This is a genomic window from Trinickia sp., from assembly GCF_051953405.1.
Taxonomy (GTDB): domain Bacteria; phylum Pseudomonadota; class Gammaproteobacteria; order Burkholderiales; family Burkholderiaceae; genus Trinickia.
This window is the reverse complement of the sequence record NZ_JBQCIV010000010.1, coordinates 1-22,191: the sequence shown is the minus strand read 5'-3', so window position 1 is coordinate 22,191 and position 22,191 is coordinate 1. Positions and strand designations below refer to the sequence as shown.

General features: G+C 64.4%; 21 protein-coding genes. 12 read left to right on the top strand and 9 right to left on the bottom strand.

Annotation, left to right across the window (positions count from 1 at the left end):
- Positions 1-38 precede the first annotated feature (38 nt).
- Positions 39-530: an Rrf2 family transcriptional regulator gene (locus ACTHN9_RS02080; protein WP_440535094.1), complete on the bottom strand. Its 492-nt coding sequence runs from the start codon at positions 528-530 to the stop codon at positions 39-41.
- A 229-nt stretch (positions 531-759) separates the two neighbouring features.
- On the opposite strand from ACTHN9_RS02080, the gene ACTHN9_RS02075 reads away from it, so the two are divergent.
- Positions 760-1,398 carry a group III truncated hemoglobin gene (locus ACTHN9_RS02075; RefSeq protein ID WP_440535093.1) on the top strand — a complete coding sequence of 213 codons (639 nt, stop codon included), beginning with the start codon at positions 760-762 and terminating at the stop codon, positions 1,396-1,398.
- 109 nt (positions 1,399-1,507) lie between these two features.
- Here ACTHN9_RS02075 and moaE read toward each other — a convergent pair whose 3' ends face one another.
- The 6 genes from moaE to ACTHN9_RS02045 form a co-directional block, all read right to left on the bottom strand.
- Positions 1,508-1,999, bottom strand: coding sequence for a molybdopterin synthase catalytic subunit MoaE (moaE, locus tag ACTHN9_RS02070; protein WP_440535092.1), 492 nt, complete (start codon positions 1,997-1,999; stop codon positions 1,508-1,510).
- 36 nt (positions 2,000-2,035) lie between these two features.
- Positions 2,036-2,293: a molybdopterin converting factor subunit 1 gene (gene moaD, locus ACTHN9_RS02065; RefSeq protein WP_440535091.1), complete on the bottom strand. Its 258-nt coding sequence runs from the start codon at positions 2,291-2,293 to the stop codon at positions 2,036-2,038.
- Between the two features lie 40 nt (positions 2,294-2,333).
- Positions 2,334-3,590, bottom strand: a complete 1,257-nt coding sequence (locus ACTHN9_RS02060; RefSeq protein WP_440535090.1) for a molybdopterin molybdotransferase MoeA — start codon at positions 3,588-3,590, stop codon at positions 2,334-2,336.
- A gap of 151 nt (positions 3,591-3,741) precedes the next feature.
- Complete coding sequence (gene thrC, locus ACTHN9_RS02055) at positions 3,742-5,193, bottom strand: threonine synthase (protein ID WP_440535089.1); 1,452 nt, start codon at positions 5,191-5,193, stop codon at positions 3,742-3,744.
- 34 nt (positions 5,194-5,227) lie between these two features.
- Complete coding sequence (locus ACTHN9_RS02050) at positions 5,228-6,553, bottom strand: homoserine dehydrogenase (RefSeq protein WP_440535088.1); 1,326 nt, start codon at positions 6,551-6,553, stop codon at positions 5,228-5,230.
- A 94-nt stretch (positions 6,554-6,647) separates the two neighbouring features.
- Positions 6,648-7,895 (bottom strand): pyridoxal phosphate-dependent aminotransferase, encoded by a 1,248-nt coding sequence (locus ACTHN9_RS02045; RefSeq protein WP_440535087.1) that lies wholly within the window; start codon positions 7,893-7,895, stop codon positions 6,648-6,650.
- A 351-nt stretch (positions 7,896-8,246) separates the two neighbouring features.
- On the opposite strand from ACTHN9_RS02045, the gene ACTHN9_RS02040 reads away from it, so the two are divergent.
- The 11 genes from ACTHN9_RS02040 to ACTHN9_RS01990 all read left to right on the top strand — a co-directional run bounded on the left by ACTHN9_RS02040 (position 8,247) and on the right by ACTHN9_RS01990 (position 20,298).
- Positions 8,247-8,621 (top strand): Mth938-like domain-containing protein, encoded by a 375-nt coding sequence (locus ACTHN9_RS02040; RefSeq protein ID WP_440535086.1) that lies wholly within the window; start codon positions 8,247-8,249, stop codon positions 8,619-8,621.
- 117 nt (positions 8,622-8,738) lie between these two features.
- On the top strand, positions 8,739-10,475 hold the full coding sequence (locus ACTHN9_RS02035; protein WP_440535085.1) for a glycosyltransferase family 39 protein: 1,737 nt from the start codon (positions 8,739-8,741) through the stop codon (positions 10,473-10,475).
- 37 nt (positions 10,476-10,512) lie between these two features.
- Complete coding sequence (locus tag ACTHN9_RS02030) at positions 10,513-10,884, top strand: SMR family transporter (protein WP_440535084.1); 372 nt, start codon at positions 10,513-10,515, stop codon at positions 10,882-10,884.
- A 126-nt stretch (positions 10,885-11,010) separates the two neighbouring features.
- Positions 11,011-12,165: a DegT/DnrJ/EryC1/StrS family aminotransferase gene (locus tag ACTHN9_RS02025; RefSeq protein ID WP_440535083.1), complete on the top strand. Its 1,155-nt coding sequence runs from the start codon at positions 11,011-11,013 to the stop codon at positions 12,163-12,165.
- Positions 12,166-12,171: 6 nt separating this feature from the next.
- Positions 12,172-13,215 (top strand): glycosyltransferase, encoded by a 1,044-nt coding sequence (locus ACTHN9_RS02020; protein WP_440535082.1) that lies wholly within the window; start codon positions 12,172-12,174, stop codon positions 13,213-13,215.
- Entirely contained in the window at positions 13,212-14,189 is a 978-nt protein-coding gene (locus ACTHN9_RS02015) for a formyltransferase (RefSeq protein WP_440535081.1), read from the top strand. The genes ACTHN9_RS02020 and ACTHN9_RS02015 overlap by 4 nt, the downstream gene beginning before the upstream one ends.
- Positions 14,186-15,262: a bifunctional UDP-4-keto-pentose/UDP-xylose synthase gene (locus ACTHN9_RS02010; RefSeq protein ID WP_440535080.1), complete on the top strand. Its 1,077-nt coding sequence runs from the start codon at positions 14,186-14,188 to the stop codon at positions 15,260-15,262. The genes ACTHN9_RS02015 and ACTHN9_RS02010 overlap by 4 nt, the downstream gene beginning before the upstream one ends.
- 64 nt (positions 15,263-15,326) lie before the next feature.
- A complete protein-coding gene (locus tag ACTHN9_RS02005; protein WP_440535079.1) occupies positions 15,327-16,223 on the top strand; it encodes a polysaccharide deacetylase family protein in 897 nt (298 codons plus the stop codon).
- 87 nt (positions 16,224-16,310) lie between these two features.
- Positions 16,311-16,772: a peroxiredoxin gene (locus ACTHN9_RS02000; protein ID WP_440535078.1), complete on the top strand. Its 462-nt coding sequence runs from the start codon at positions 16,311-16,313 to the stop codon at positions 16,770-16,772.
- 326 nt (positions 16,773-17,098) lie between these two features.
- Positions 17,099-18,919: a PhoH family protein gene (locus tag ACTHN9_RS01995; RefSeq protein ID WP_440535077.1), complete on the top strand. Its 1,821-nt coding sequence runs from the start codon at positions 17,099-17,101 to the stop codon at positions 18,917-18,919.
- Between the two features lie 305 nt (positions 18,920-19,224).
- Positions 19,225-20,298 (top strand): C40 family peptidase, encoded by a 1,074-nt coding sequence (locus tag ACTHN9_RS01990; RefSeq protein ID WP_440535076.1) that lies wholly within the window; start codon positions 19,225-19,227, stop codon positions 20,296-20,298.
- A gap of 125 nt (positions 20,299-20,423) precedes the next feature.
- Here ACTHN9_RS01990 and ACTHN9_RS01985 read toward each other — a convergent pair whose 3' ends face one another.
- Together ACTHN9_RS01985 and ACTHN9_RS01980 are read right to left on the bottom strand one after the other, a co-directional pair.
- The gene (locus ACTHN9_RS01985; protein WP_440535075.1) at positions 20,424-21,434 is read right to left on the bottom strand and encodes an anion permease; all 1,011 of its coding nucleotides are present in this window, start codon (positions 21,432-21,434) and stop codon (positions 20,424-20,426) included.
- 18 nt (positions 21,435-21,452) lie between these two features.
- A complete protein-coding gene (locus ACTHN9_RS01980) occupies positions 21,453-22,079 on the bottom strand; it encodes a DUF47 domain-containing protein (protein ID WP_440535074.1) in 627 nt (208 codons plus the stop codon).
- Positions 22,080-22,191: the final 112 nt, after the last annotated feature.

The following is a 22,191-nucleotide window of genomic DNA, read 5'->3' as shown; positions in this document are numbered from 1 at the left end:
TTTTCGCTCAGGCCATCGCCCGGCAATCACGCTCCAGCCTATGCGGCGGTAATCGGCACGACAGGCCGGGCTTTCGCGCTTGCCGAGGCAGGCAGGCCGAGCAATTCGGCCAGCGGCGCCGCCGGCCCCGCGAGTTCGCCCAGCGTATGCCGGTCCAGTTCCGCAAGGAACGCGCCGCGAGCCGCCTCGAAGACGTGCTTGAGCCGGCACTGCGGCTCGATGACGCAGTGGCGCACCTCGGCCCCCTCACGCGGAAAGCAGCCGACCAGCGCAAAATCGCTCTCGGTCCCGCGCACGACCTCGCCGATCGTCAGGCCGAGCGAGCGCGCATTGAGGCGCAGTCCGCCGTTGCGCCCTCGCACCGTCTCGATCCAGCCCAATTCCCCGAGCCGTTGGACGACCTTCATCAGGTGGTTCTTGGAAATGCCGTAGGCTTCCGAGATGTCTTGAATCGTCGTCAGCCCTTCGTCGCGAACGGCTAGGAACAGCAGCACGCGCAACGCGTAGTCGGTGTAATCGGTCAGTCTCATTGGCGGGCAACGGCTCGAGTGGAACACGGGGCGATTAGCCGGGACGAAAGGCGTCCCGCGGCAAGACCGCACCGTGCGAAGGGTTGTACGAGTGATGGCGTGACCATAACATGCATTAGATACGCAGGTATCATGATGCTTGCTCTAACGACGCTTTTCGATAATTTAGCTCGCTTTGCGGGCAATTTGCGTAGGATTTGGCCCCAAACCGGGCACAACACGGCTTTTCATGTCCACCTCTACTCCTCTAGGCGATTCGGGCGGCGACGCAAACCCGATACGCCATCCCGAACCCACGGAAGCGAATATTCGCGAACTGGTCTATGCCTTTTACGACCGAGTACGCGCGGATCCGCTGCTCGGGCCTGTATTCGACGCGGTCCTCGCCGGCCGATGGGACGATCATTTGCCGAAGATGTGCGTGTTCTGGGGCAGCCTCGTGCTCGGCGATAAGCGCTACCGCGGCAACGTGCAGCAAGCCCATCAGCCGATCGCGGGCATCGAGCCGCGTCATTTCAGCCGCTGGCTGCATCTGTTCCTCGACACGGTGTGCGATCGCTACGAGAGCGCCGCAGCCGTACGCTTCATGGAACCGGCGCTTCGCATCGCGCAGAGCCTGCAACTGAGCCGCTTCGGTTGGGACTACACGATCCCGCCGGAACAGCAAGCCTTGCTCGAGCGCATCGCCCCCAAACGCCCGCGGGACGATGAGTCGCATCACGAGAGGCCGGGCCATGGGAGGCCGGGCCACGAAAAACCGGGCGACGATACGTCCCACGTTGCCCCCGCAAAACGGCGGGAACCGTTCCCGACGAAAATCATCGGCCGATCCGCCAAGTCCGACACCGAACGAGGTCAGTCCGACTAAGCTCGCCCCACGGCTTCGCGGCCGTTCGTCGATTGCAGGAGCCGACCGGCCCTCCCCGCTCGCGATCCGCCACGGTCGCGCCGAGCAGCGCGCTACCCGCACGTGCCTATCAACGCGGCGTGCCGTCGTCGGGTTTGGCGTTTGCCCCGGCAATCCCCCAGCGCGCGAGCGCGGCGTCGTCCGAGACGCGCGCATCCACCCAGCGCGCGCCGCTTGCGGTCGTCTCTTTCTTCCAGAAAGGCGCCTGCGTTTTCAAATAATCCATGACGAAGGCACAGGCGTCGAATGCATCGTGCCGATGCGCGGACGTGGCCGCTGCCAGGACGATCTGATCGAGCGGCGCGAGCTTGCCGACCCGATGCACGATCAGCAGCGACGATCCGGGCCAACGCCGTTTCGCTTCATCGACGATGGCCGCTAGCGCCTTTTCCGTCATACCGGGATAGTGCTCGAGTTCCATCGCGGCAACGTCTTCGCCATCGTTCAGATCGCGGACGGTCCCGACGAATGCGACCACGGCTCCGATTTTCGGATTTTCGGCTCGCAGCGCCGCGATTTCAGTCGACAGATCGAAATCTTCGGTTTGTACGCGGACAGTCATGTCATTGGGCTCCGGATGCTTGGCCGCCACCCGGCCTCAGCCGCCCGTGACGGGCGGGAAAAACGCAACTTCGCAGCCGTCGGTGAGCCGGGCTCCCGCATCGGTCATCGTGTGGTTGCAGGCCATACGCAGCGCCCGACCTTCCGCGAGGGTCTCAGCCCACACGCCGCCGCGAGCACGCAACCACGCACGCACGTCGCCGACGGTCGCCACGCCATCGGGCACCTGGACCGATTCGGCGGCGAGGCCCAACGCCTCGCGCACGCTCGCAAAATATTTCAATTCGATGTTCATATCGGAGGGCCGCTTCAAAATGCCGCGCTCGCGCGCACCATCAGCCGAGCAATTCGGAAAAAGGAAGAAAACGCACCGTCTCGCCGGCGCTGATCGCATGATTCGGCGGGTTGTCGATGAGGCCATCGCCCCACACGGTGGAGGTCAGCACCGCGGAACTCTGATTCGCGAACAAATCGAGCCCGCCCGCATGGTTCACGCGCGCCCGCAAGAACTCGTTGCGGCGGTCGCTCTTGGCCTGCGTGAAATCCGCGCGCAGCGACACGGCCCGCGGCTCGACCTCGCGCACCCCCGCGAGCCGCAGCAGGAACGGCCGAACGAACAACAGGAACGTCACGAAGCTGGACACGGGGTTGCCCGGCAAGCCGATGAAGTGCGCCTCGGCAGCCGGTTCGCCGGCCCGATCGCGCCGCACGGCGCCGAACGCCAGCGGTTTGCCCGGCTTCATGGCGATCTGCCACAGCGCAATCCGGCCCAGCGACTCCACAGCCGGCTTCACGTGATCCTCTTCGCCGACCGAGACGCCGCCCGAGGTGAGGATCAGATCGTGGTCTCGCGCGGCCGCCGTCAAGGCCGCGCAGGTCGCGTCGAGGCGATCGGGGACGATTCCGAAATCCGTCACCTCGCAGTTCAGACGGGACAGCAGGCCTGTCAACACAAAGCGGTTCGAATTGTAGATGCCGCCCGGCTGCAATGGCTCGCCCGGCATCGTCAATTCGTCGCCCGTGAAGAACACGGCGACCTTCAGGCGCCGCGTCACAGCGAGGCGAGCCGCGCCGATCGACGCCGCCAAGCCAAGCGCCTGGGGCGACAACCGCGTGCCGGCCGGCAGGATAACGCCACCGCGCCGAATGTCGGCGCCTTGCGGGGTGATCCATTCGCCCGCTTTCGGCGTGTGCAAGATCGCGACGGCCTCGCCGTCCGCTTCGGTTTGTTCCTGCATGACCACGGCATCCGCGCCGGGGGGCACCGGCGCCCCCGTGAAAATGCGAGCGGCGGTTCCAAACGCCAATGGCTGCGGCGAATGCCCGGCGGGAACCCGCTGCGAGACCGGCAAACGGCGCTCGCCGTGCAATAAATCGCCTACCCGCACCGCATAGCCGTCCATCGCACTGGTATCGACAGGCGGCACATCCAATTCGGAGACGATGTCGGTCGCCAGGACGCGCCCGAGCGCGTCGAGCGTCGCGACCGTTTCCGTTTCGGCGATGGGAACGGCGGCGGATAGCAACGCGGCAAGCGCTTCGGCCGTGGACAAGAGCGGTGGGCGGGGGGCGGATTGGGATGGCGTGGACATCGGCAAGCGATTCTCGCTGCGAAAGCCTTTATTGTAGCGAGGCACCGGCCCGCCGCACATAGGCCGAACGGCAAGCCGCGGAGAGGTCCGCATCGAGTATGCCGGAGCGAGCGACGGCGGATGGCGCGCGCTTGCGCCATCCGCCGCTCGATCAATCGGCAGCGTGCGCGGCGATGAACGCCTTAACGCGCGCCGCGTCCGCCGGCAGCACCTCGAAGCGCTGCGGGAGCGCTTCCAGACCGGCGAACGCCGCGGGGCGCTGCGGGTCGCGCCCGAGCGCCTCGCGAATCGTTTCGCCGAACTTGATCGGCTGGGCCGTTTCGAGCACGATCATCGGCACGCCCGGCTCCAAATGCTCGCGCGCTACCTTGAGCCCGTCGGCCGTATGGGTATCGATCACCTGGCCGTAGCGAGCGTCGATGTCGCGGATCGTCGCCACGCGATCGTCGTGCGTGCTGCGGCCCGACACGAAGCCGAACTCGCGGACGCGAGCGAAATCGCCGCTCGCAGCCAGATCGAATCCGCCCTTTTCCTCGACATCGCGGAACAGCTGCAGCACGCGCGCGGGATCGCGGCCGAGCAGATCGAAGACGAAGCGCTCGAAATTGGACGCCTTCGAGATATCCATGCTCGGGCTGCTCGTATGGTACGTTTGCGCCGCGCCGCGGACGCGGTAGGCGCCGGTACGGAAAAACTCGTCGAGCACGTCGTTTTCGTTCGTGGCGACCACGAGCTTGTCGATCGGCAAGCCCATCATGCGGGCGATGTGCCCCGCGCACACATTGCCGAAGTTGCCGGAGGGCACCGTGAACGAGGCGCGCTCGTCGTTCGACTTCGTCGCTTCGAAGTAGCCCTTGAAGTAGTAGACGACTTGGGCGACGACACGGGCCCAATTGATCGAATTGACCGTGCCGATACGATGCTGCGCTTTGAACGCGTGATCGTTCGAGACGGCCTTCACGATGTCCTGACAGTCGTCGAAAACGCCTTCCACGGCCAAGTTGAAGATGTTGGGCTCTTGCAAGCTATACATCTGCGCCGTCTGAAACGCGCTCATCTTGCGGTGCGGCGAGAGCATGAACACGCGGATCCCGGCTTTGCCGCGCATCGCGTACTCGGCGGCGCTGCCGGTATCGCCGGACGTCGCGCCGAGAATGTTCAGCGTCTGTCCGTGCTTGGCGAGCGCGTACTCGAACAGATTGCCGAGCAACTGCATCGCCATATCCTTGAACGCGAGCGTCGGCCCATTCGACAGCGCAAGCAGCGAGATGGGCGCGCCGTTCTCGACGCCGAGCGGCATCAAGGGCGTGATCTCGCTCGCGTCCTCGCCGGCGCGCGCGTTGCGATAGACGTCGGCGCGGTACGTGCGGTGCGTGAGCGCATGGAGATCGGCGGCGGGAATGTCGTCGCAGAACTTGCTCAGTACCTCGAATGCGAGGTCGGCATACGGCAGCGCGCGCCAGCGCGCGAGTTCTTCGGCGCTCACGCGCGGATACTCGGCTGGCAGATAAAGGCCGCCGTCCTTCGCGAGGCCGGTAAGCAAGATGTCGGAGAACGTATGACGCTCGCCGATTCCGGCGCCGCGCGTAGAGATGTAGTTCATGTTCGGCTCAATGACTTCGAATTCGGTGACGGGCTCAGCTTTGGGCTTCGATTCGAAGCTTCGTGACCTTCGAGACGACCGTCGTGAGCGCTTCGATACGCGCGATGGCCGCGTTCACGTTCTTCTCGAGCGTGTCGTGCGTGATGATGACGACATCGGTTTCGCCGTTGTCGGCCACCTGCTCCGCTTCCTTTTGCAGCAACGCATCGATCGAAATACCGGCCTCGGCCAAGATGCGCGTGATGTCGGCGAGCACGCCCGTTACGTCGGCCACGCGCAAACGCAAGTAATAACCGCTCGTCACTTCGTCGATCGGCAGCACCGGCGTATCGGCCATGCTTTGCGGCTGGAAGGCCAGATGCGGCACGCGATGCCCCGGGTCGGCCGTGTGCAGACGCGTGACGTCGACGAGGTCGGCCACGACGGCCGATGCTGTCGGTTCGGCGCCCGCGCCCTTGCCGTAGTACACCGTCGTGCCGACAGCATCGCCATGCACCTCGACGGCGTTCATCGCGCCCTCGACGCTCGCGAGCAGACGCTTCGCCGAGATCAGCGTCGGATGCACGCGCAGCTCGATGCCGCGCTCGGTACGGCGCGTGATGCCGAGCAACTTGATGCGATAGCCGAGATCCTCGGCGTACTTGATGTCGATCGATGCCAGCTTGCTGATGCCTTCGACATAGGCGCGATCGAACTGCATCGGGATGCCGAACGCAATTGCGCTCATGATCGTGAGCTTGTGCGCCGCGTCCACGCCTTCGATATCGAACGTCGGATCCGCTTCCGCATAGCCGAGCGCCTGCGCGCCCGCCAGCGCGGTGGCGAAGTCCAGCCCGCGCTCGCGCATCTCCGAGAGGATGTAGTTCGTCGTACCGTTGATAATGCCGGCGATCGACTGGATGCGATTGGCCGTCAGCCCCTCGCGCAGCGCTTTGATGATCGGAATGCCGCCGGCGACGGCGGCCTCGAACGCCACCATCACGCCCTTGGCGTGCGCCGCTTCGAAGATCTCCGTGCCGTGTACGGCGAGCAGCGCCTTGTTGGCGGTCACGACGTGCTTGCCGTTCGCGATGGCGCGCAGCACCCATTCCCGGGCGACGCCGGTGCCGCCCACCATTTCGGCGACGATGTCGATCGCCGGATCGTCGATGACGGCTTCGAAATCGCTGCCGACCTGCACCGTGCCCGCGGCCTCGCCGAGCGCGGCGAGCGCCTTGGCCGGGCTGCGCACGGCGATGCGCGCGACCTCGATCCCGCGGCCGGCGCGGCGTTTGATTTCTTCCTGGTTGCGGCGCAGCACCGTGAAGGTGCCGCTACCCACCGTGCCGAAGCCTAATAAGCCAACTTTGATCGGTTCCATGCAGCGTTTTCTGGTTAGATGATTCGTAAATGGGTCGAGCGGCCGGTATGTTCCGCCGCGCGAGGCGCGGCGAGCGCCGCCGTGCAATGCGCGCCTAGGTGCCGCAACGCTTGCGATAGCCTTCGAGAAAGCGTCCGATGCGATTGATCGAATCGGTCAGGTCGTCCACGTTCGGCAAAAATACGACCCGGAAATGATCGGGCCGCGGCCAGTTGAAACCGCTGCCTTGCACGAGCAGCACGCGCTCTTCGAGCAACAGATCGAGGATGAACTGCTGGTCGTTCTCGATCGGGTAGATCTTCGGATCGAGCCGCGGGAACATGTACAACGCCGCCTCCGGCTTGACGCAGCTCACACCCGGAATCGCATTGAGCATCTCGTAGGCGACCTGCCGCTGGCGGTACAGCCGCCCGCCCGGCGCGATCAGATCGTTGATGCTCTGATAGCCGCCCAGCGCCGTTTGGATCGCGTACTGGCCCGGGACATTCGGGCACAGCCGCATCGAAGCCAAAATGCCGAGCCCTTCGAAGTAGTCCTTGCCGCGCCGCCGGTTCTCGCCCGTCAGCCCCGACACGTACATCCAGCCCGCGCGGTAGCCGCAAGAGCGGTAGCTCTTGGACAGGCTGTTGAACGTGACGGTCACGACATCTTCCGACAGCGCCCCGAGCGATGTGTGCTGCTTGCCGTCGTAGACGATTTTGTCGTAGACCTCGTCGGCGAAGACGATCAGCCCATGCTGGCGGGCGATCTCCAGCAAATCGAGCAGCAGCTCGTCGGAGTACAGCGCGCCTGTAGGGTTGTTCGGATTGATGACGACGAGCGCACGCGTACGCGGCGTGATTTTCGCACGCAGATCGTCCAGGTCGGGCATCCAGGCGTTCGATTCGTCGCACAAATAGTGCACGGGCGTACCGCCCGACAGGCTGACCGCCGCCGTCCAAAGCGGGTAATCGGGCGCGGGCAGCAGTACTTCGTCGCCATCGTTGAGCAGCCCCTGCATCGCCATCACGATGAGTTCGGACGCACCGTTGCCGATGTAGATGTCATCCAATTCGACGCCGGCCACGCCCTTTTGCTGCGAGTAATGCATGATGGCCTTGCGCGCCGCGAAGACCCCTTTCGAATCCGAATACCCCGACGAGGCCGACAGATTGCGAATCATGTCCTGGATGATTTCGTCCGGCGCGTCGAAGCCGAACGGCGCCAGATTGCCGATATTCAGCTTGATGATGCGATGGCCGTCGTCTTCCAGACGCTTCGCGTGCTCGAGCACGGGCCCGCGGATGTCGTAGCAGACGTTGAGCAGCTTGTTCGATTTAAGAATCGGTTTCACGGCGGACACAGTTCCTGGGGAGAGCCGAAAGACGGGGCGCGGGCCGAGCGCGCGAGCACCGAACGCGCCCAAAAGCGTTGCTGCGCCCAAGTGGCGACGGGTTCGCCGGCGGGTTCGCCGGATACGGCGCACGCATCGGGTTCGGCCCGTGAACGGCGCGCTTGTGGCGCGCGCGAAGGGCGACGGATGGGGGTTCGCTCGCGCGCGTGCACGATGCTGGGCGCCGCAGGGCGGCTAAAAAGTTATAATTTAGCGGATTTCGGCCGACTTTCGCAATGCACCATTCGCCGCGAGAGCCCCTTTCGGCCTCGAAACGGTCGTGGCGGCCACGCTCCGCCAGACGGAACCACGGAAACCGATTTGAAATTACACCAGGACTCAAGCGGCGCGCTCAACACGGTGACCGGCTACGGCGCCCATTACGTCGACGTCAATCTCGTGCGTCATGAAAGCAGCATCTTGCTGCTGCCCGACTCGCCCGTGCTCGAATGGCCCGTGTCGTCGTTCGACGCGCTCGCGCCCGAGCATTTCGAGTTCATCCTCGCTCAGGCGCCCGAACTCGTCGTGTTCGGCAGCGGCGCGCGGCTGCGCTTTCCGCATCCCCGGCTCACGGCCCTGCTCGCCGCCCAGCGCATCGGCGTCGAAACGATGGACTTCATGGCCGCCTGCCGCACCTACAACATCCTCATGGCCGAAGGCCGGCGCGTGGCGGCCGCCCTGCTCATCGAGCAATGAACGCGCGAGCGGCCCGCCTGCCCGCGTCCAGCCTCGCGAACGCCCGCCCGCGCACGCCGGCGAGCCGCGCCCTGCGCGCCGCCCGATGCCTCGACCGCTAACCCACCACGTTGCCCTATGCCCTTTCAACGCTACTCGCGCGCCGACAACGCCGTCCGACCCACTAGCCCTTCAGTGTCCGGCGCCGCCGCGACGAACTGGCCCGTCGGCGGATGGACGATCGTCCTGCTGCTCGTGGTGCTCGCCCTCGTCTGGTTCGTTCCCCTCGGCTGGCGGCATCTCGTGCCGAGCGACGAGGGCCGCTACGCCGAGATGGCACGCGAGATGTTCGTCACGGGCGACTGGATCACGCCGCGCTACAACGGCTATAAGTACTTCGAGAAGCCGCCGCTGCAAACCTGGATGAATGCGCTCACGTTCGCCTGGTTCGGCATCGGCGAATGGCAGGCGCGGCTCTATACCGCGCTGGCGGGGTTCGCAGGCGTGCTCGTCGCCGGCTACACGGCGGCGCGCCTCGTCAATCCGGCAGCCGGCTTCGCGGCCGCCCTCGTGTTGGCCAGCGCCCCGTATTGGCAGTTGATGGGGCACTTCAACACCCTCGACATGGGGCTGTCCCTTTGGATGGAAATCACGCTGTGCGCGCTGCTCTTGGCGCAGCGCGTCGGCATCGGCGCGCGCGAAGCGCGCCGATGGATGTGGCTGTGCTGGGGCTCGATGGCGCTCGCCGTGCTCTCGAAGGGGCTCGTTGGCCTTATTCTGCCGGGCGCCGTACTCGTGATCTATACGCTGCTCCAACGCGACTGGGCCCTATGGAAGCGCCTTTATCTGCCGAGCGGCCTTGTCGTCTTCTTCGCGATCGCGACCCCGTGGTTCGTGCTCGTGCAACAGCGCAATCCCGAATTTTTCAATTTCTTCTTCATCGTTCAGCAGTTCGATCGATATTTGACCCCGGCCCAAAACCGGCCCGGCCCCGTGTACTACTTCGTGGGGGTCCTGCTCGTGGGCTTGCTGCCGTGGTTGTCGGTCGGTTGGCAAAGCATCCGCTATGCGCTCGCCCAGCCACGCCAATTGAATGGCTTCGCGCCGGGTAAGCTGCTCGTCGTTTGGTCCGTTTTCATTTTTCTGTTCTTCAGCGCGTCCCACTCGAAGCTCGTGTCGTACGTGTTGCCGATCGCGCCGGCGCTCGCGCTCATCATCGGCATGTACTTGCCGCACGTCTCGCGCGCCGCTTGGCGCCGCCACCTGATCGGTTATGCGGTTTTCCTCCTCGTCGCGGCGATCGGCGCTATCTTCATCGCCCGCTTCGGCGATGCGCGCACCCCCAATGCGCTGTATCGCGAATTCCGACTCTGGGTGTTCGCCGCGATCGGCGTCGCCCTCGTCCTGACGCTCGCCGCGCTGGCCGTGCTGCGGCGCACCGAGCGCAGCATCCTGCCCTCGGCCGTGGCGTTCGCGGCGGCTTGGATCATGCTCTGCACGATCGCCGGCTGCGGGCACGAAGTATTCGGGCGCCAAAGCTCCGGGGCCCTGCTCGCGCCCGCGGTCAAGGCGGCGCTCGCCAAGCTGCCGGCCGATACGCCGTTCTACTCGGTCGGCTACCTCGATCACACGTTGCCGTTCTACGTCGGCCACACGACGACCATGGTCGAAAGCGCCGACGAGCTGGGTTTCGGCGTATCCCAAGAGCCCTCGAAGTGGGTACCGACCGTTTCCGAATGGATCGCGCGCTGGAAGGCCGATCCGCACGCGCTCGCCGTGATGCGGCCCGACCGCTACGCCGAACTCGAGGGCCAGCACGTCCCGATGCGCGTCATCGCGCGCGATGCGCGGCGCGTCGTCGTCGAAAAGCCTTGATTGCAATCTCGGCCGCCCCCACCTTTTTTCCGACTCGATGAATCCGATCTCTCTTTTTTGTATCCTGGCAGGCGTCGCATTGAACGCCTGCGCGCAATTGCTGCTCAAGGCCGGCGTGAACGCCGTTGGACACTTCGAATTCACCCGTGCGAATATTGTGCCGATCGGCCTGAAACTCGCCATGCAGGTGCCGATCATCGGCGGCCTGTCTTGCTATGTGATCAGCGTCGTCGTTTGGATCGTCGGCCTCTCGCGCGTCGATGTTTCGATCGCTTACCCGATGCTCTCGCTCGGCTATGTCGTCAACGCATTCGCAGCCTGGTATCTGTTCGGCGAAGCGTTGAGTCTGCAACGGCTCGTCGGCATCGGCATCATTTTGCTAGGCGTGCTCGTATTGGCACGCAGTTGATCGGCGCGGCGAAGGGATAATCGCCCTTCGCGTCGCGGCGCGCCCCGAACCACCCAACGCAAGCAAGTCCACGGCGCCAGACGCGCCGTCAACATCCTAAGACCACAAAATACTCGAGCGAAGCCCATGACCCAAGACTCACTTCCCTTCCTGCCGTTCGTGCGTCCCGAGATCGACGAAGAGACGATCGCCGGGGTCGCCGACGTCTTGCGCTCCGGCTGGATTACGACGGGTCCGCAAAATCAGGCATTCGAAGCGCAGCTTTCGGCGTTTTGCGGCGGCCGCCCCGTGCGTACCTTCAACTCGGGCACGGCCACGCTCGAAATCGGGCTGCGCATTGCAGGCGTGGGGATCGGAGACGAAGTCATTACGACGCCCGCCTCGTGGGTGGCGACGGCCAACGTGATTCTCGAAGTGGGCGCCACGCCCGTTTTCGTCGACATCGATCCCGTCACGCGCAACATCGATTTGAATCTGCTCGAGAAAGCGATCACGCCGCGCACCAAGGCGATCATCCCCGTCTATCTGGCCGGGCTGCCCGTCGACATGGATCGGCTCTACGAGATTGCGCGAGCGTACAAGCTGCGCGTGATCGAAGATGCGGCGCAGGCGTTCGGTTCGACTTGGCGAGGCGAGCGGATCGGCAAGCTCGGCGACCTCGTTTCGTTCAGCTTCCATGCGAACAAGAACTTGACGTCGATCGAAGGCGGCGCGCTCGTGCTCAACGACGAAGACGAAGCCGAGCTGGCGCGCAAATACCGGCTGCAAGGCGTCACGCGTACGGGGTTGGACGGCATGGATTGCGACGTCCTCGGCGGCAAGTACAATCTGACCGACGTGGCGGCGCGCGTCGGCCTGGGCCAGCTCGCGCATCTCGAGCGCTTCCTGGCTCGGCGCAAGGCGCTGGCGCGCGCCTACTTCGCGGGGTTCGAAGGCGGTGCGGCGGCGGCGATCGGTGTCGGTCTGCCGACAGCCGATTTCGAAAACGGCAACTGGCACATGTTCCAGATCACGCTGCCCCTGGAGCGCCTGACGATCGACCGCGCCGGTTTCATGCAGAAGCTGAACGACGACTACCGGATCGGCTCGGGCGTGCATTACCCGGCGATCCACTTGTTTACGCTCTACCGCGCGCGCGGGTTCGCGCCCGGCATGTTCCCCCATGCCGAGCGCTTCTGCGCGACGACGGTCACGCTGCCGCTGTTCACGCTGATGACCGAGCACGACGTGGCGCGCGTGTGCGGCGCCGTCAACGAGATCTGCGAACAATATGGGAAATAAGCGGACATGAGTTATTCGGAACACCGACCGGACCAACCGGAAGTCTCGATCATCATCCCCGTCTACAACGAGGAGGCGGGGCTGCACGCGTTGTACGCGCGCCTGTATCCGGCGCTGGATGCGCTCGGCACAACCTACGAAGTCATCTTCATCAACGATGGCAGCCGCGACAAATCGCCCGCGCTGCTGGCCGAGCAGTTCCGCGCGCGCCCCGATACGACGCGCGTCGTGCTGCTCAACGGCAACTATGGGCAGCACATGGCGATCCTCGCCGGCTTCGAAGCGTCGCGCGGCGAGATCGTCATCACGCTCGACGCCGATTTGCAGAATCCGCCCGAGGAGATCGGCAAGCTCGTCGCCAAAATGCGCGAGGGCTACGATTACGTCGGCTCGATCCGCATGCAGCGCCAGGACACGCTGTGGCGGCGCAAGGCCTCGCGCGCGATGAACCGCCTGCGCGAGCGCATCACGCATATCAAGATGACCGACCAAGGCTGCATGCTGCGCGCCTATAGCCGCCAGATCATCGATACGATCAACCGTTGCGGCGAAGTCAATACGTTCATTCCGGCGCTCGCCTACACGTTCGCCCAGAATCCGATCGAAGTCGAGGTGGCGCACGAAGAGCGCTTCGCGGGCGAGTCGAAGTACTCGCTGTACAGCCTCATCCGGTTGAACTTCGATCTCGTCACAGGCTTCTCCGTCGTGCCGCTGCAGTGGCTTTCGTTCATCGGCGTGATTTTGTCGATGGGCTCGGCGGGCCTGTTCTTGCTGCTTGTCGTGCGGCGCTTCGTCATCGGTGCGGAGGTTCAGGGCGTGTTCACGCTATTCGCCATCACCTTCTTCATGCTCGGCGTCATCATCTTTGCGCTCGGGCTGCTCGGCGAGTACATCGGCCGCATTTATCAACAAGTGCGCGCACGGCCTCGCTACCTCGTGCAAACGGTGCTCGAAGCGCGCCCGGGCGACACGGCGCCCGCGGCCCGCGCACCCGTGACCGGCGAATTCGCCGCCGGGCCCCGCGTCCATCCCGAGGAGCGCAACCGATGAAGCCGCGCGCCGTCGTCTTCGCTTATCACAATGTCGGCGTGCGTTGCCTGCGCGTGCTGCTCGCGCGCGGCGTGGACGTGGCGCTCGTCGTCACGCACGAGGACAATCCGGCCGAACGCATCTGGTTCGGCAGCGTCGCGCAAGTGGCCGCGGAGCACGGGATCGAAACGATCACGCCGGCCGACCCGGCAAGCGCCGAGCTGCGCGAGGCCGTCGCTCGCGCGCGCCCCGAGTTCATCTTCTCGTTCTACTATCGCCACATGCTGCCGGCGCAGTTGCTTGCGCTGGCGCCGCGCGGCGCCTACAACATGCACGGCTCGCTGCTGACGAAATATAGCGGCCGGGTGCCGACGAACTGGGCGGTCCTGAACGGCGAGACCGAGACCGGGGCGACGCTGCATGAAATGGCGGCCAAGCCCGACGCCGGCGCGATCGTCGCGCAAACGAGCGTACCGATTCTGCCCGACGACACGGCGCAAGAAGTGTTCGACAAAGTGACCGTCGCGGCCGAGCAGACCCTTTGGCGCGTCCTGCCGGCGCTCTTGGCCGGAGAGGCCCCGCATCTGCCTAACGACCTCGCCCGAGGCAGCTACTTCGGCGGACGCAAACCCGAGGACGGCCGCATCGACTGGTCCAAGCCCGCCCAGCAGGTCTACAACCTGATCCGCGCCGTGGCGCCGCCGTATCCGGGCGCGTTCACGGAGGTGAACGGGGAGCGTTTCGTCATCGCACGTGCGCGCTTGGCCGGCTTGGACGACATCGCTCGCATCGGCGCGGCCCACGGCGGCCCGACCGATGGCGGCCCCACCGATTTGCCCCCGGGTCTGCACGTAAGCGATAATGCGTGTTTCGGCGTTTGCGGCGACGCGCGCGCCATCGTCATTTCCGAGCTGCGGCACCAGCGCGACGGGCAAGAAACCGTCGTCACGCCCCAGCAGTTCGCTCAGCTCACTTATCGTTCCCCTCATCCATGACTTCCGCCAAAACCGAACGTTCCGCCAAGAAAGTCCTGATTCTCGGCGTCAATGGCTTCATCGGCCACCATCTGTCCAAGCGCATCCTCGAGACGACCGACTGGGAAGTGTTCGGCATGGACATGCAGACGGACCGCCTCGGCGATCTGACGCAACACGAGCGGATGCACTTCTTCGAAGGCGACATCACGATCAACAAGGAGTGGGTCGAGTATCACGTCAAGAAGTGCGACGTGATCTTGCCGCTCGTGGCCATCGCGACGCCCGCCACCTACGTGCAGCAGCCCCTGCGCGTGTTCGAACTCGATTTCGAGGCGAACTTGCCGATCGTGCGCTCGGCGGTCAAGTACCGCAAGCACCTCGTGTTTCCGTCCACCTCGGAGGTCTACGGCATGTGTGCCGACGAGCAATTCGATCCCGAAGCGTCGGCGCTCACGTATGGCCCTATCAACAAGCCGCGCTGGATCTACGCGTGCTCGAAGCAGTTGATGGACCGCGTGATCTGGGGCTACGGCATGCAAGAAGGGCTGAACTTCACGCTCTTCCGGCCGTTCAACTGGATCGGGCCGGGCCTCGATTCGATCTACACGCCGAAGGAAGGCAGCTCGCGCGTGGTCACGCAGTTCCTCGGCCATATCGTGCGCGGCGAGAACATCAGCCTCGTCGACGGCGGCTCGCAAAAGCGCGCGTTCACGGATATCGACGACGGCATCAGCGCACTGATGAAGATCATCGACAATCCGAACGGCATCGCCTCGGGCAAGATCTATAACATCGGCAATCCGACGAACAACTTCTCGGTGCGCGAACTCGCGCACAAGATGCTCGCGCTGGCCGCCGAGTATCCGGAGTACGCCGAATCGGCCAAGGCCGTGAACCTCGTCGAAACGTCGTCGGGCGCTTACTACGGCAAGGGTTATCAAGACGTGCAGAATCGCGTGCCGAAGATCGAAAACACGATGGCTGAACTCGGGTGGGCGCCGAAGGCGACGTTCGACGAAGCGTTGCGCAAGATTTTCGAGGCGTACCGCGGCCACGTGGCCGAGGCCCGCGCACTCGTCGAGCAGCAGTAAGCGCGGCGCAGCCGTCGCCCGCCCGTAGTCTGCCCGCAGCCTACCGTCTCGCCGAGGACCGCCTTTGCCCCGTATCGTTCTGAAAATCGACGTCGACACGCTGCGCGGCACGCGCGAAGGCGTGCCGAATCTCGCACGCATGCTCGACCGCTACAAGGCGCGCGCGACGTTCCTGTTCAGCCTCGGCCCGGACCACACGGGCTGGGCCCTACGGCGCGTGCTGCGGCCGGGCTTCCTGAAGAAAGTCTCGCGCACCTCCGTGGTCGAACACTACGGCATCAAGCAATTGATGTACGGCGTGCTGTTGCCGGGGCCCGACATCGGCCGGCGCGCGACGGCGGAAATGCGCGCGATCCACGAAGCCGGCTTCGAATGCGGCATCCATACGTGGGATCACGTGTATTGGCAGGACAACGTCCGTGCGCGCAGCCGCGAATGGACCGCCGGCGAGATGCAAAAAAGCTTTGCGCGCTTCGTCGAGATCTTCGGGACGCCGCCCGCCACGCACGGTTCGGCCGGTTGGCAAATGAACGAGCATGCCTTCGAACAAATCGACGCATGGGGCATGCGCTACGCCTCGGACGGGCGCGGCCACTCGCCGTATCGGCCTGTCGTCAATGGTAAGACGCTCGACCACGTGCAGTTGCCCACCACCTTGCCGACGCTGGACGAGCTGATCGGCGTGGACGGCTGCGACGAAGGCAACGTCGCCGGGCGGTTGCTGGCGGCCACTGAACGCAGCCCGCACGATCAGGTGTTCACGCTGCACGCCGAACTCGAAGGACAGAAGCTCGCGCCCATCTTCGAGCAGTTGCTGGCGGGCTGGCATGCGCAAGGTCACACGTTCGCGACGATGGGCGATTACCATGCCGCGCTGGACCGCGACGAGCTGCCATCGTACCCTGTCACCTGGGGCGAGATTCCCGGCCGTTCGGGCGAGTTGATCGTCCAGCCGGACTGACGGCCCACCGGCACCGGGGCGCCGCCGCCTAGCCGTTCGGCGTATCGAATCGCTGGCCCCTTTGCGCGATAACAACAGGAGAAACACGTGCCCATTGCAGTCGACCAACCCGTCCCCGATTTTTCAGCCCCTGCGACGGGCGGCGATATCACGCTGTCCGGCCTGCGCGGCAAGAAGCTCGTGTTGTATTTCTATCCCAAGGACAACACGCCCGGGTGCACCACTGAGGGTTTGCAGTTTCGCGACCTCTATCCGAAGTTCAAAAAGGCCGGCGCCGAGATTATTGGCGTCTCGCGCGACAGCTTGCGTTCGCACGAGAACTTCAAGGCGAAGCTCGAGTTGCCGTTTCCGCTCATTTCGGATGCCGACGAGGCGCTGTGCTCGTTGTTCGGCGTCATCAAGATGAAAAAGATGTATGGCAAGGAAGTGCGCGGCATCGAGCGTTCGACGTTTTTGATCGATGCGGAAGGTGTCCTTCGGCGCGAATGGCGAGGGGTAAAAGTACCGGGCCATGTGGACGAAACGCTGGAGGCTGTACAAGCACTTTGACGCGCGTTATATTGCGTTGCAATGAGTTCCCGTTCACTTCGTCTTGTTCGCTCGAGCGCCGTCGATCCGATCGACGTTTTATCCGTCCGGCGCTGCGCGATGCTCGAAACCGAGCCGCTTGCTCCAATTGCAACAGGAGCGGCGGCTTTTTTGTTTTTCGGCGGCAGGGTGCTTCCCGCCCGCCGGATTCTTGCGAAGGAGCTGATCGAAATCTAGGCGAACCGGCGAACCGAAACCTGAAACGCGCTGCTTGATGGCTCGCCCCGCGAACGAGGACCGAGCGTCCGGCGGCGCACGAGATGCGACCCGATTCTTTGAGGGAAACCATGCCTTTGCCTACCCCGCCCAGCAAACTCGGCAGCTTGTTGCCGCCCGACGAATTCAAAGCCAAAGCCAGGCCGGCGCGCGGCGCCAAAAAACAGGGGTCGATGGGGGATCAAACCGAGGCGGCCGAGTACGGCTCGACCACGCACGTCGCCGCGCCGATGGGCACGGCCGCCAATGCCGGCGCAACGCTGCGCCCGTTGCCGTCCTCGCCCGCCGCCGAACCTGCTTCCGTCGCGCGCAGCCGCAAGTCGAAGCAAACCGCCGCGCTCTTGCAACCCGCGACGCCCGCACCTGTGCCCGTTTCCGCGCCCGTCCCGGCGCAAGCGCGCCAGCAAACCCCTGCCGCCCCCGCCGAGCCGGCTCGAGCGAGCGCGCCGCGTGGCGCCGTCAAGGCTCGCACGACCAAGGCGGCCGCTGTCGAAACCGAGTTGCGCAAGCTCTTCGTACTCGATACGAACGTGCTGATGCACGATCCGACCTGCCTGTTCCGCTTCGAGGAACACGACGTCTATCTGCCGATGATGACGCTCGAAGAACTCGACAACCACAAGAAGGGCATGTCGGAAGTGGCGCGCAATGCGCGTCAGGTCAGCCGCACGCTCGACGCGCTCGTGGCGAATGCGGGCGTGATCTCGGAAGGACTGCCGCTCGCCGGCCTCGGTAGCCGCGAAGCGCTGGGCCGGTTGTACTTCCAGACGAAGCTCACCGACATCGAACCGGTCGAAGGGCTGCCGCAGGGCAAGGCCGATAACCAGATTCTCGGTGTCGTCCGCGCATTGCAACGCGACCGCGAGGATCGCCAAGTCGTGTTGGTGTCGAAAGACATCAACATGCGGATCAAAGCCCACGCGCTCGGGCTGCCGGCCGAAGACTACTTCAACGACCAGGTGCTCGAGGACAAGGATCTGCTGTTCTCGGGCGTACGCGCCCTGCCGCAGGACTTCTGGACGAAGCACGCCAAGGGGATGGAAAGCTGGCAGGACAACAAGACGGGCACGACCTATTACCGCGTGACCGGCCCGTTGTGTCCGTCCCTGCTCGTCAACGAGTTCGTCTATCTCGAACCGCAAACGGGCGAGCCGCCGTTCCAGGCGATCGTGCGCGAACTGAACGGCAAGACGGCGGTGTTGCAGACGCTGCGCGACTACAGCCACAACAAGAACAACGTTTGGGGCATTACGGCGCGCAATCGCGAGCAGAATTTCGCCTTGAACCTGCTCATGAACCCCGACATCGACTTCGTGACGCTGCTGGGTCAAGCCGGTACCGGTAAGACGCTCGTCGCGCTGGCTGCCGGCCTTGCGCAAGTGCTCGACGAAAAGCGATACAACGAGATCATCGTGACGCGCGCCACCGTGCCGGTAGGCGAAGACATCGGCTTTTTGCCGGGCACCGAGGAGGAGAAGATGCAGCCTTGGATGGGTGCGTTCGATGACAACCTCGAAGTGCTGCAACGGACCGACGACAGTGCAGGCGAATGGGGCCGCGCGGCCACGCAAGAACTCATCCGCTCGCGCCTGAAGATCAAGAGCATGAATTTCATGCGTGGACGCACGTTCGTCGACAAATACCTCATCATCGACGAAGCGCAAAACCTGACGCCCAAGCAAATGAAGACGCTCGTCACGCGCGCGGGTCCCGGCACGAAGATCGTCTGTCTCGGCAATATCGCCCAGATCGATACGCCTTATCTGACCGAGGGTAGTTCGGGCCTCACGTACGTCGTCGATCGCTTCAAGGGTTGGACGCATAGCGGGCACGTCACGCTGGCCCGCGGCGAACGCTCGCGGCTTGCGGATTACGCTTCCGACATTCTCTGAACGATCGGCGGGGCGAAGCGTTCGCCCTGGCCTCACGCTCACTTCGGCGCCCGGTTGCCCCGGGCGCTTTTCTTTTTGGGGACACCCGGGCCCATCCGATGGCGCGCAAGCGTATCGGCTAGGCAACGCTTGCGCCCACAACTTCAAGTAAATTATGAAGAATTCTTGCCGAAGCCCCGCCAGCAGGGCTACTATCGGCCGCAACGGCGGGCGCGCGAGCCAAGCGGGCCGCGCGCCGTTCGATCGACCTATTCGTCTTGTTCGTCTATCCGCTTCTGGTGCCAGGGCGCCGGGGCTATTACTCCATGCTGCGATCTTGGCTTGTCATTTTCGTCGTGCTCTCGTTGGCGGCATGCTCCAGTGCACCGCCAAAGAGTGCGCGCACGGGTGGCGGCGCCTACGGCGAGAACGCGCTGCGGACCATGCCGCCGGGCTCGCCGCGGTTCGTCGATCACAGCATTGGCCGGGAAGAGATTTCGATCGAAGCCATGAGCCTCATCGGCATCCCCTATCGTTGGGGCGGCAACACGCCCAATAGCGGATTCGATTGCAGCGGCTTGGTGAGATATGTAGTGGGCCGCGCGGCCGATATCGACCTGCCGCGAACGACAGCCGATATGAGCCGCCGCGGCGAGCCGATCGAACCCGACGAGATCGCACCGGGCGACCTCATATTCTTCAATACGACCGGCAGAGCGCACTCGCACGTGGGCATCTACGTCGGCAAGCTGCGTTTCGTGAATGCACCGTCGACGGGCGGCACCGTCCGGCTCGACTATCTGACGAACCCTTATTGGGCTAGGCACTTCGACGGCATTCGACGCGTTGCCCCACCGCTGACGAGCCCCTCGCCATTCGATGCGCCGACCGAATTGGCCGCGCCTAGAACGCCGTCGAGCCCCGCACCCGCAATGCCGGCCGAGCCGCCCGCGCGGACCGCCGCGGCGGCCTCAAGCGCGCGCCCCCGAACGTCGTCTATGCCGGTGCCGTCGAATGGTATCGCCCCCATGCCCGCGCAGGCGGCGGCCTCGACCTCGGCCAACGCTTCGAGCGTACCCGTTAGCCCGGTTGCGTCGATTGCGCCGATTACGCCGATCCTCAGCGACGCTCCGGCCGCGTCAAAGGCGTCTACCAGGGCGGCCACCCCACCCCCTCGTGAAGATGCGATCGATGCGGCAGCGGACGCCTTCGAACCGCCTCCGCCCGCCGCCCTGCAGGCGGCTCGCCAGGCTCGGCAAGCCGGAGCGATGCCGCTGCAGCCCTCGTCCACGGAATCGAGCGTACCGGTCATGCGAGCTTCTTCTGCAAACGCGCCCGCATCCGCACCCACGTCGACGAACGACGACCCCATCGCCCGATTCGCCAACAACGGCGACTGACGACCAAGCTCGGCTAGCCACGACAAGGGAAAGGCCGAAACGACAAGGGCGATGCATGGGGCGGTGAGCCCATGCATCGCCCCTCGGACGACGGACGCTTTCGCGTGACGGGATCGGTTCCGCGCTTAGAGAAAGCGCCGGCCGAGCCACCAGGCAGCTGCCGAAAGCAGCGCCGAGGCGGGAATCGTCAATACCCAGGCCCATACGATGCTGCCGGCGACGCCCCAACGCACGGCCGACAGCTTGCGCGTGGCACCGACACCGACGATCGCGCCCGTGATCGTATGCGTCGTCGACACGGGTACGCCCATGGCCGACGCCACGAACAGCGTGATCGCCCCGCCCGCTTCGGCACAGAACCCGCCAACGGGCTTGAGCTTCGTGATCTTTTGCCCCATCGTCCGCACGATTCGCCAGCCGCCGAACAGCGTACCGAGGCCCATCGACAGGTAGCAGGCGCCGATCACCCAGACCGGCGGCGCCGCCGCCGTCGCCGACGCGTAGCCGGTCGCGATCAACAGCATCCAAATGATGCCGATCGTCTTTTGCGCGTCGTTGCCGCCGTGCCCGAGGCTATAGAGACCAGCTGAGAGGAACTGCAAACGTCGGAAGCGCCGGTCGACCTTACTGGGTGGCGTTCTGAAGTAGATCCACGACACCGCCGTCATAAAGAACGACCCCAGGATGAACCCGAGCAACGGCGAGATGAAGATGAACGCGACGGTTTTCAGGATGCCGTCGATGTTCAGCGCCCACCAGCCCGACTTGGCCAACGCGGCGCCGACGAGCCCGCCGATCAGCGCGTGCGACGAGCTGGCGGGAATGCCGAAGCGCCAGGTCAGGATGTTCCAGACGATCGCGCCGGCCAACGCGCCGAAGATCACGTAGTGATCCACGATCCTAGGATCGATCGTGCCTTTGCCGACCGTTTGCGCAACCTTCAAGTGGAAGATGAAATAAGCGATGACGTTGCACGCCGCCGCGAAAGCAACGGCCTGCTGCGGCTTGAGCACGCCCGTCGAGACGACGGTCGCGATCGAATTGGCCGCATCGTGAAAGCCGTTCATGAAGTCGAAGGCCAGTGCGACGACGATCAGCGTCGCAAGCCCCCAAGTGGCGATCTGTATCGATTGCATCGGTGTGGTCCGCCCGCCTTACGCGTTTTCCAACACGATGCCTTCGATGATGTTCGCCACATCCTCGCACTTGTCCGTGATCGACTCGAGCAATTCGTAGACGGCCTTCAGCTTGATCAGCGTCTTGACGTCGTCTTCCTCGCGGAACAGCTTCGACATCGCCGCGCGCAACACGCGATCCGCTTCCGATTCCAGTCGATCGATCTCCTCGCAGGCCGAGAGGATCTGGCGAGCTTGGCTCATGTCGGACAGCATGCTCACCGCATTTTGGACGTGCTTGGCAGTTTGCGTGCAGATGTGTGCGAGCTGGCTTGCCTCCGACGTCATCGCCTGCACGTCGTAGAGCGAGACGGCCGTGGCGACGTCCTCCATCAGATCGAGGATGTCGTCCATCGTCGTGATGAGCTTGTGGATTTCGTCGCGGTCGAGCGGCGTGATGAACGTCTTGTGCAGCAGATCGATCGTTTCGTGCGTCAGCTTGTCTGCCGCCTTCTCGCTGGCCTGCACACGTTGCTTGTGGACTTCGGCTTCGCTGAGATTGTCGACCAGACGCTCCAGCTCCTCGCTGGCGGAGACGATGCACTTCGCGTGCTCGTTGAAAATTTCAAAGAACTTGCCCTCGGTGGGCATGAAACGACCGAACATTGAGATCCCGATAGGTGGTCATATTGGGCGCCCCAACGCGGCCGCGGCGTGCACCGCCGGACCGAAAAGCGTCCGCTGCGCACGCGTTCGGGTCGAACGCGTGCGCAGCGGC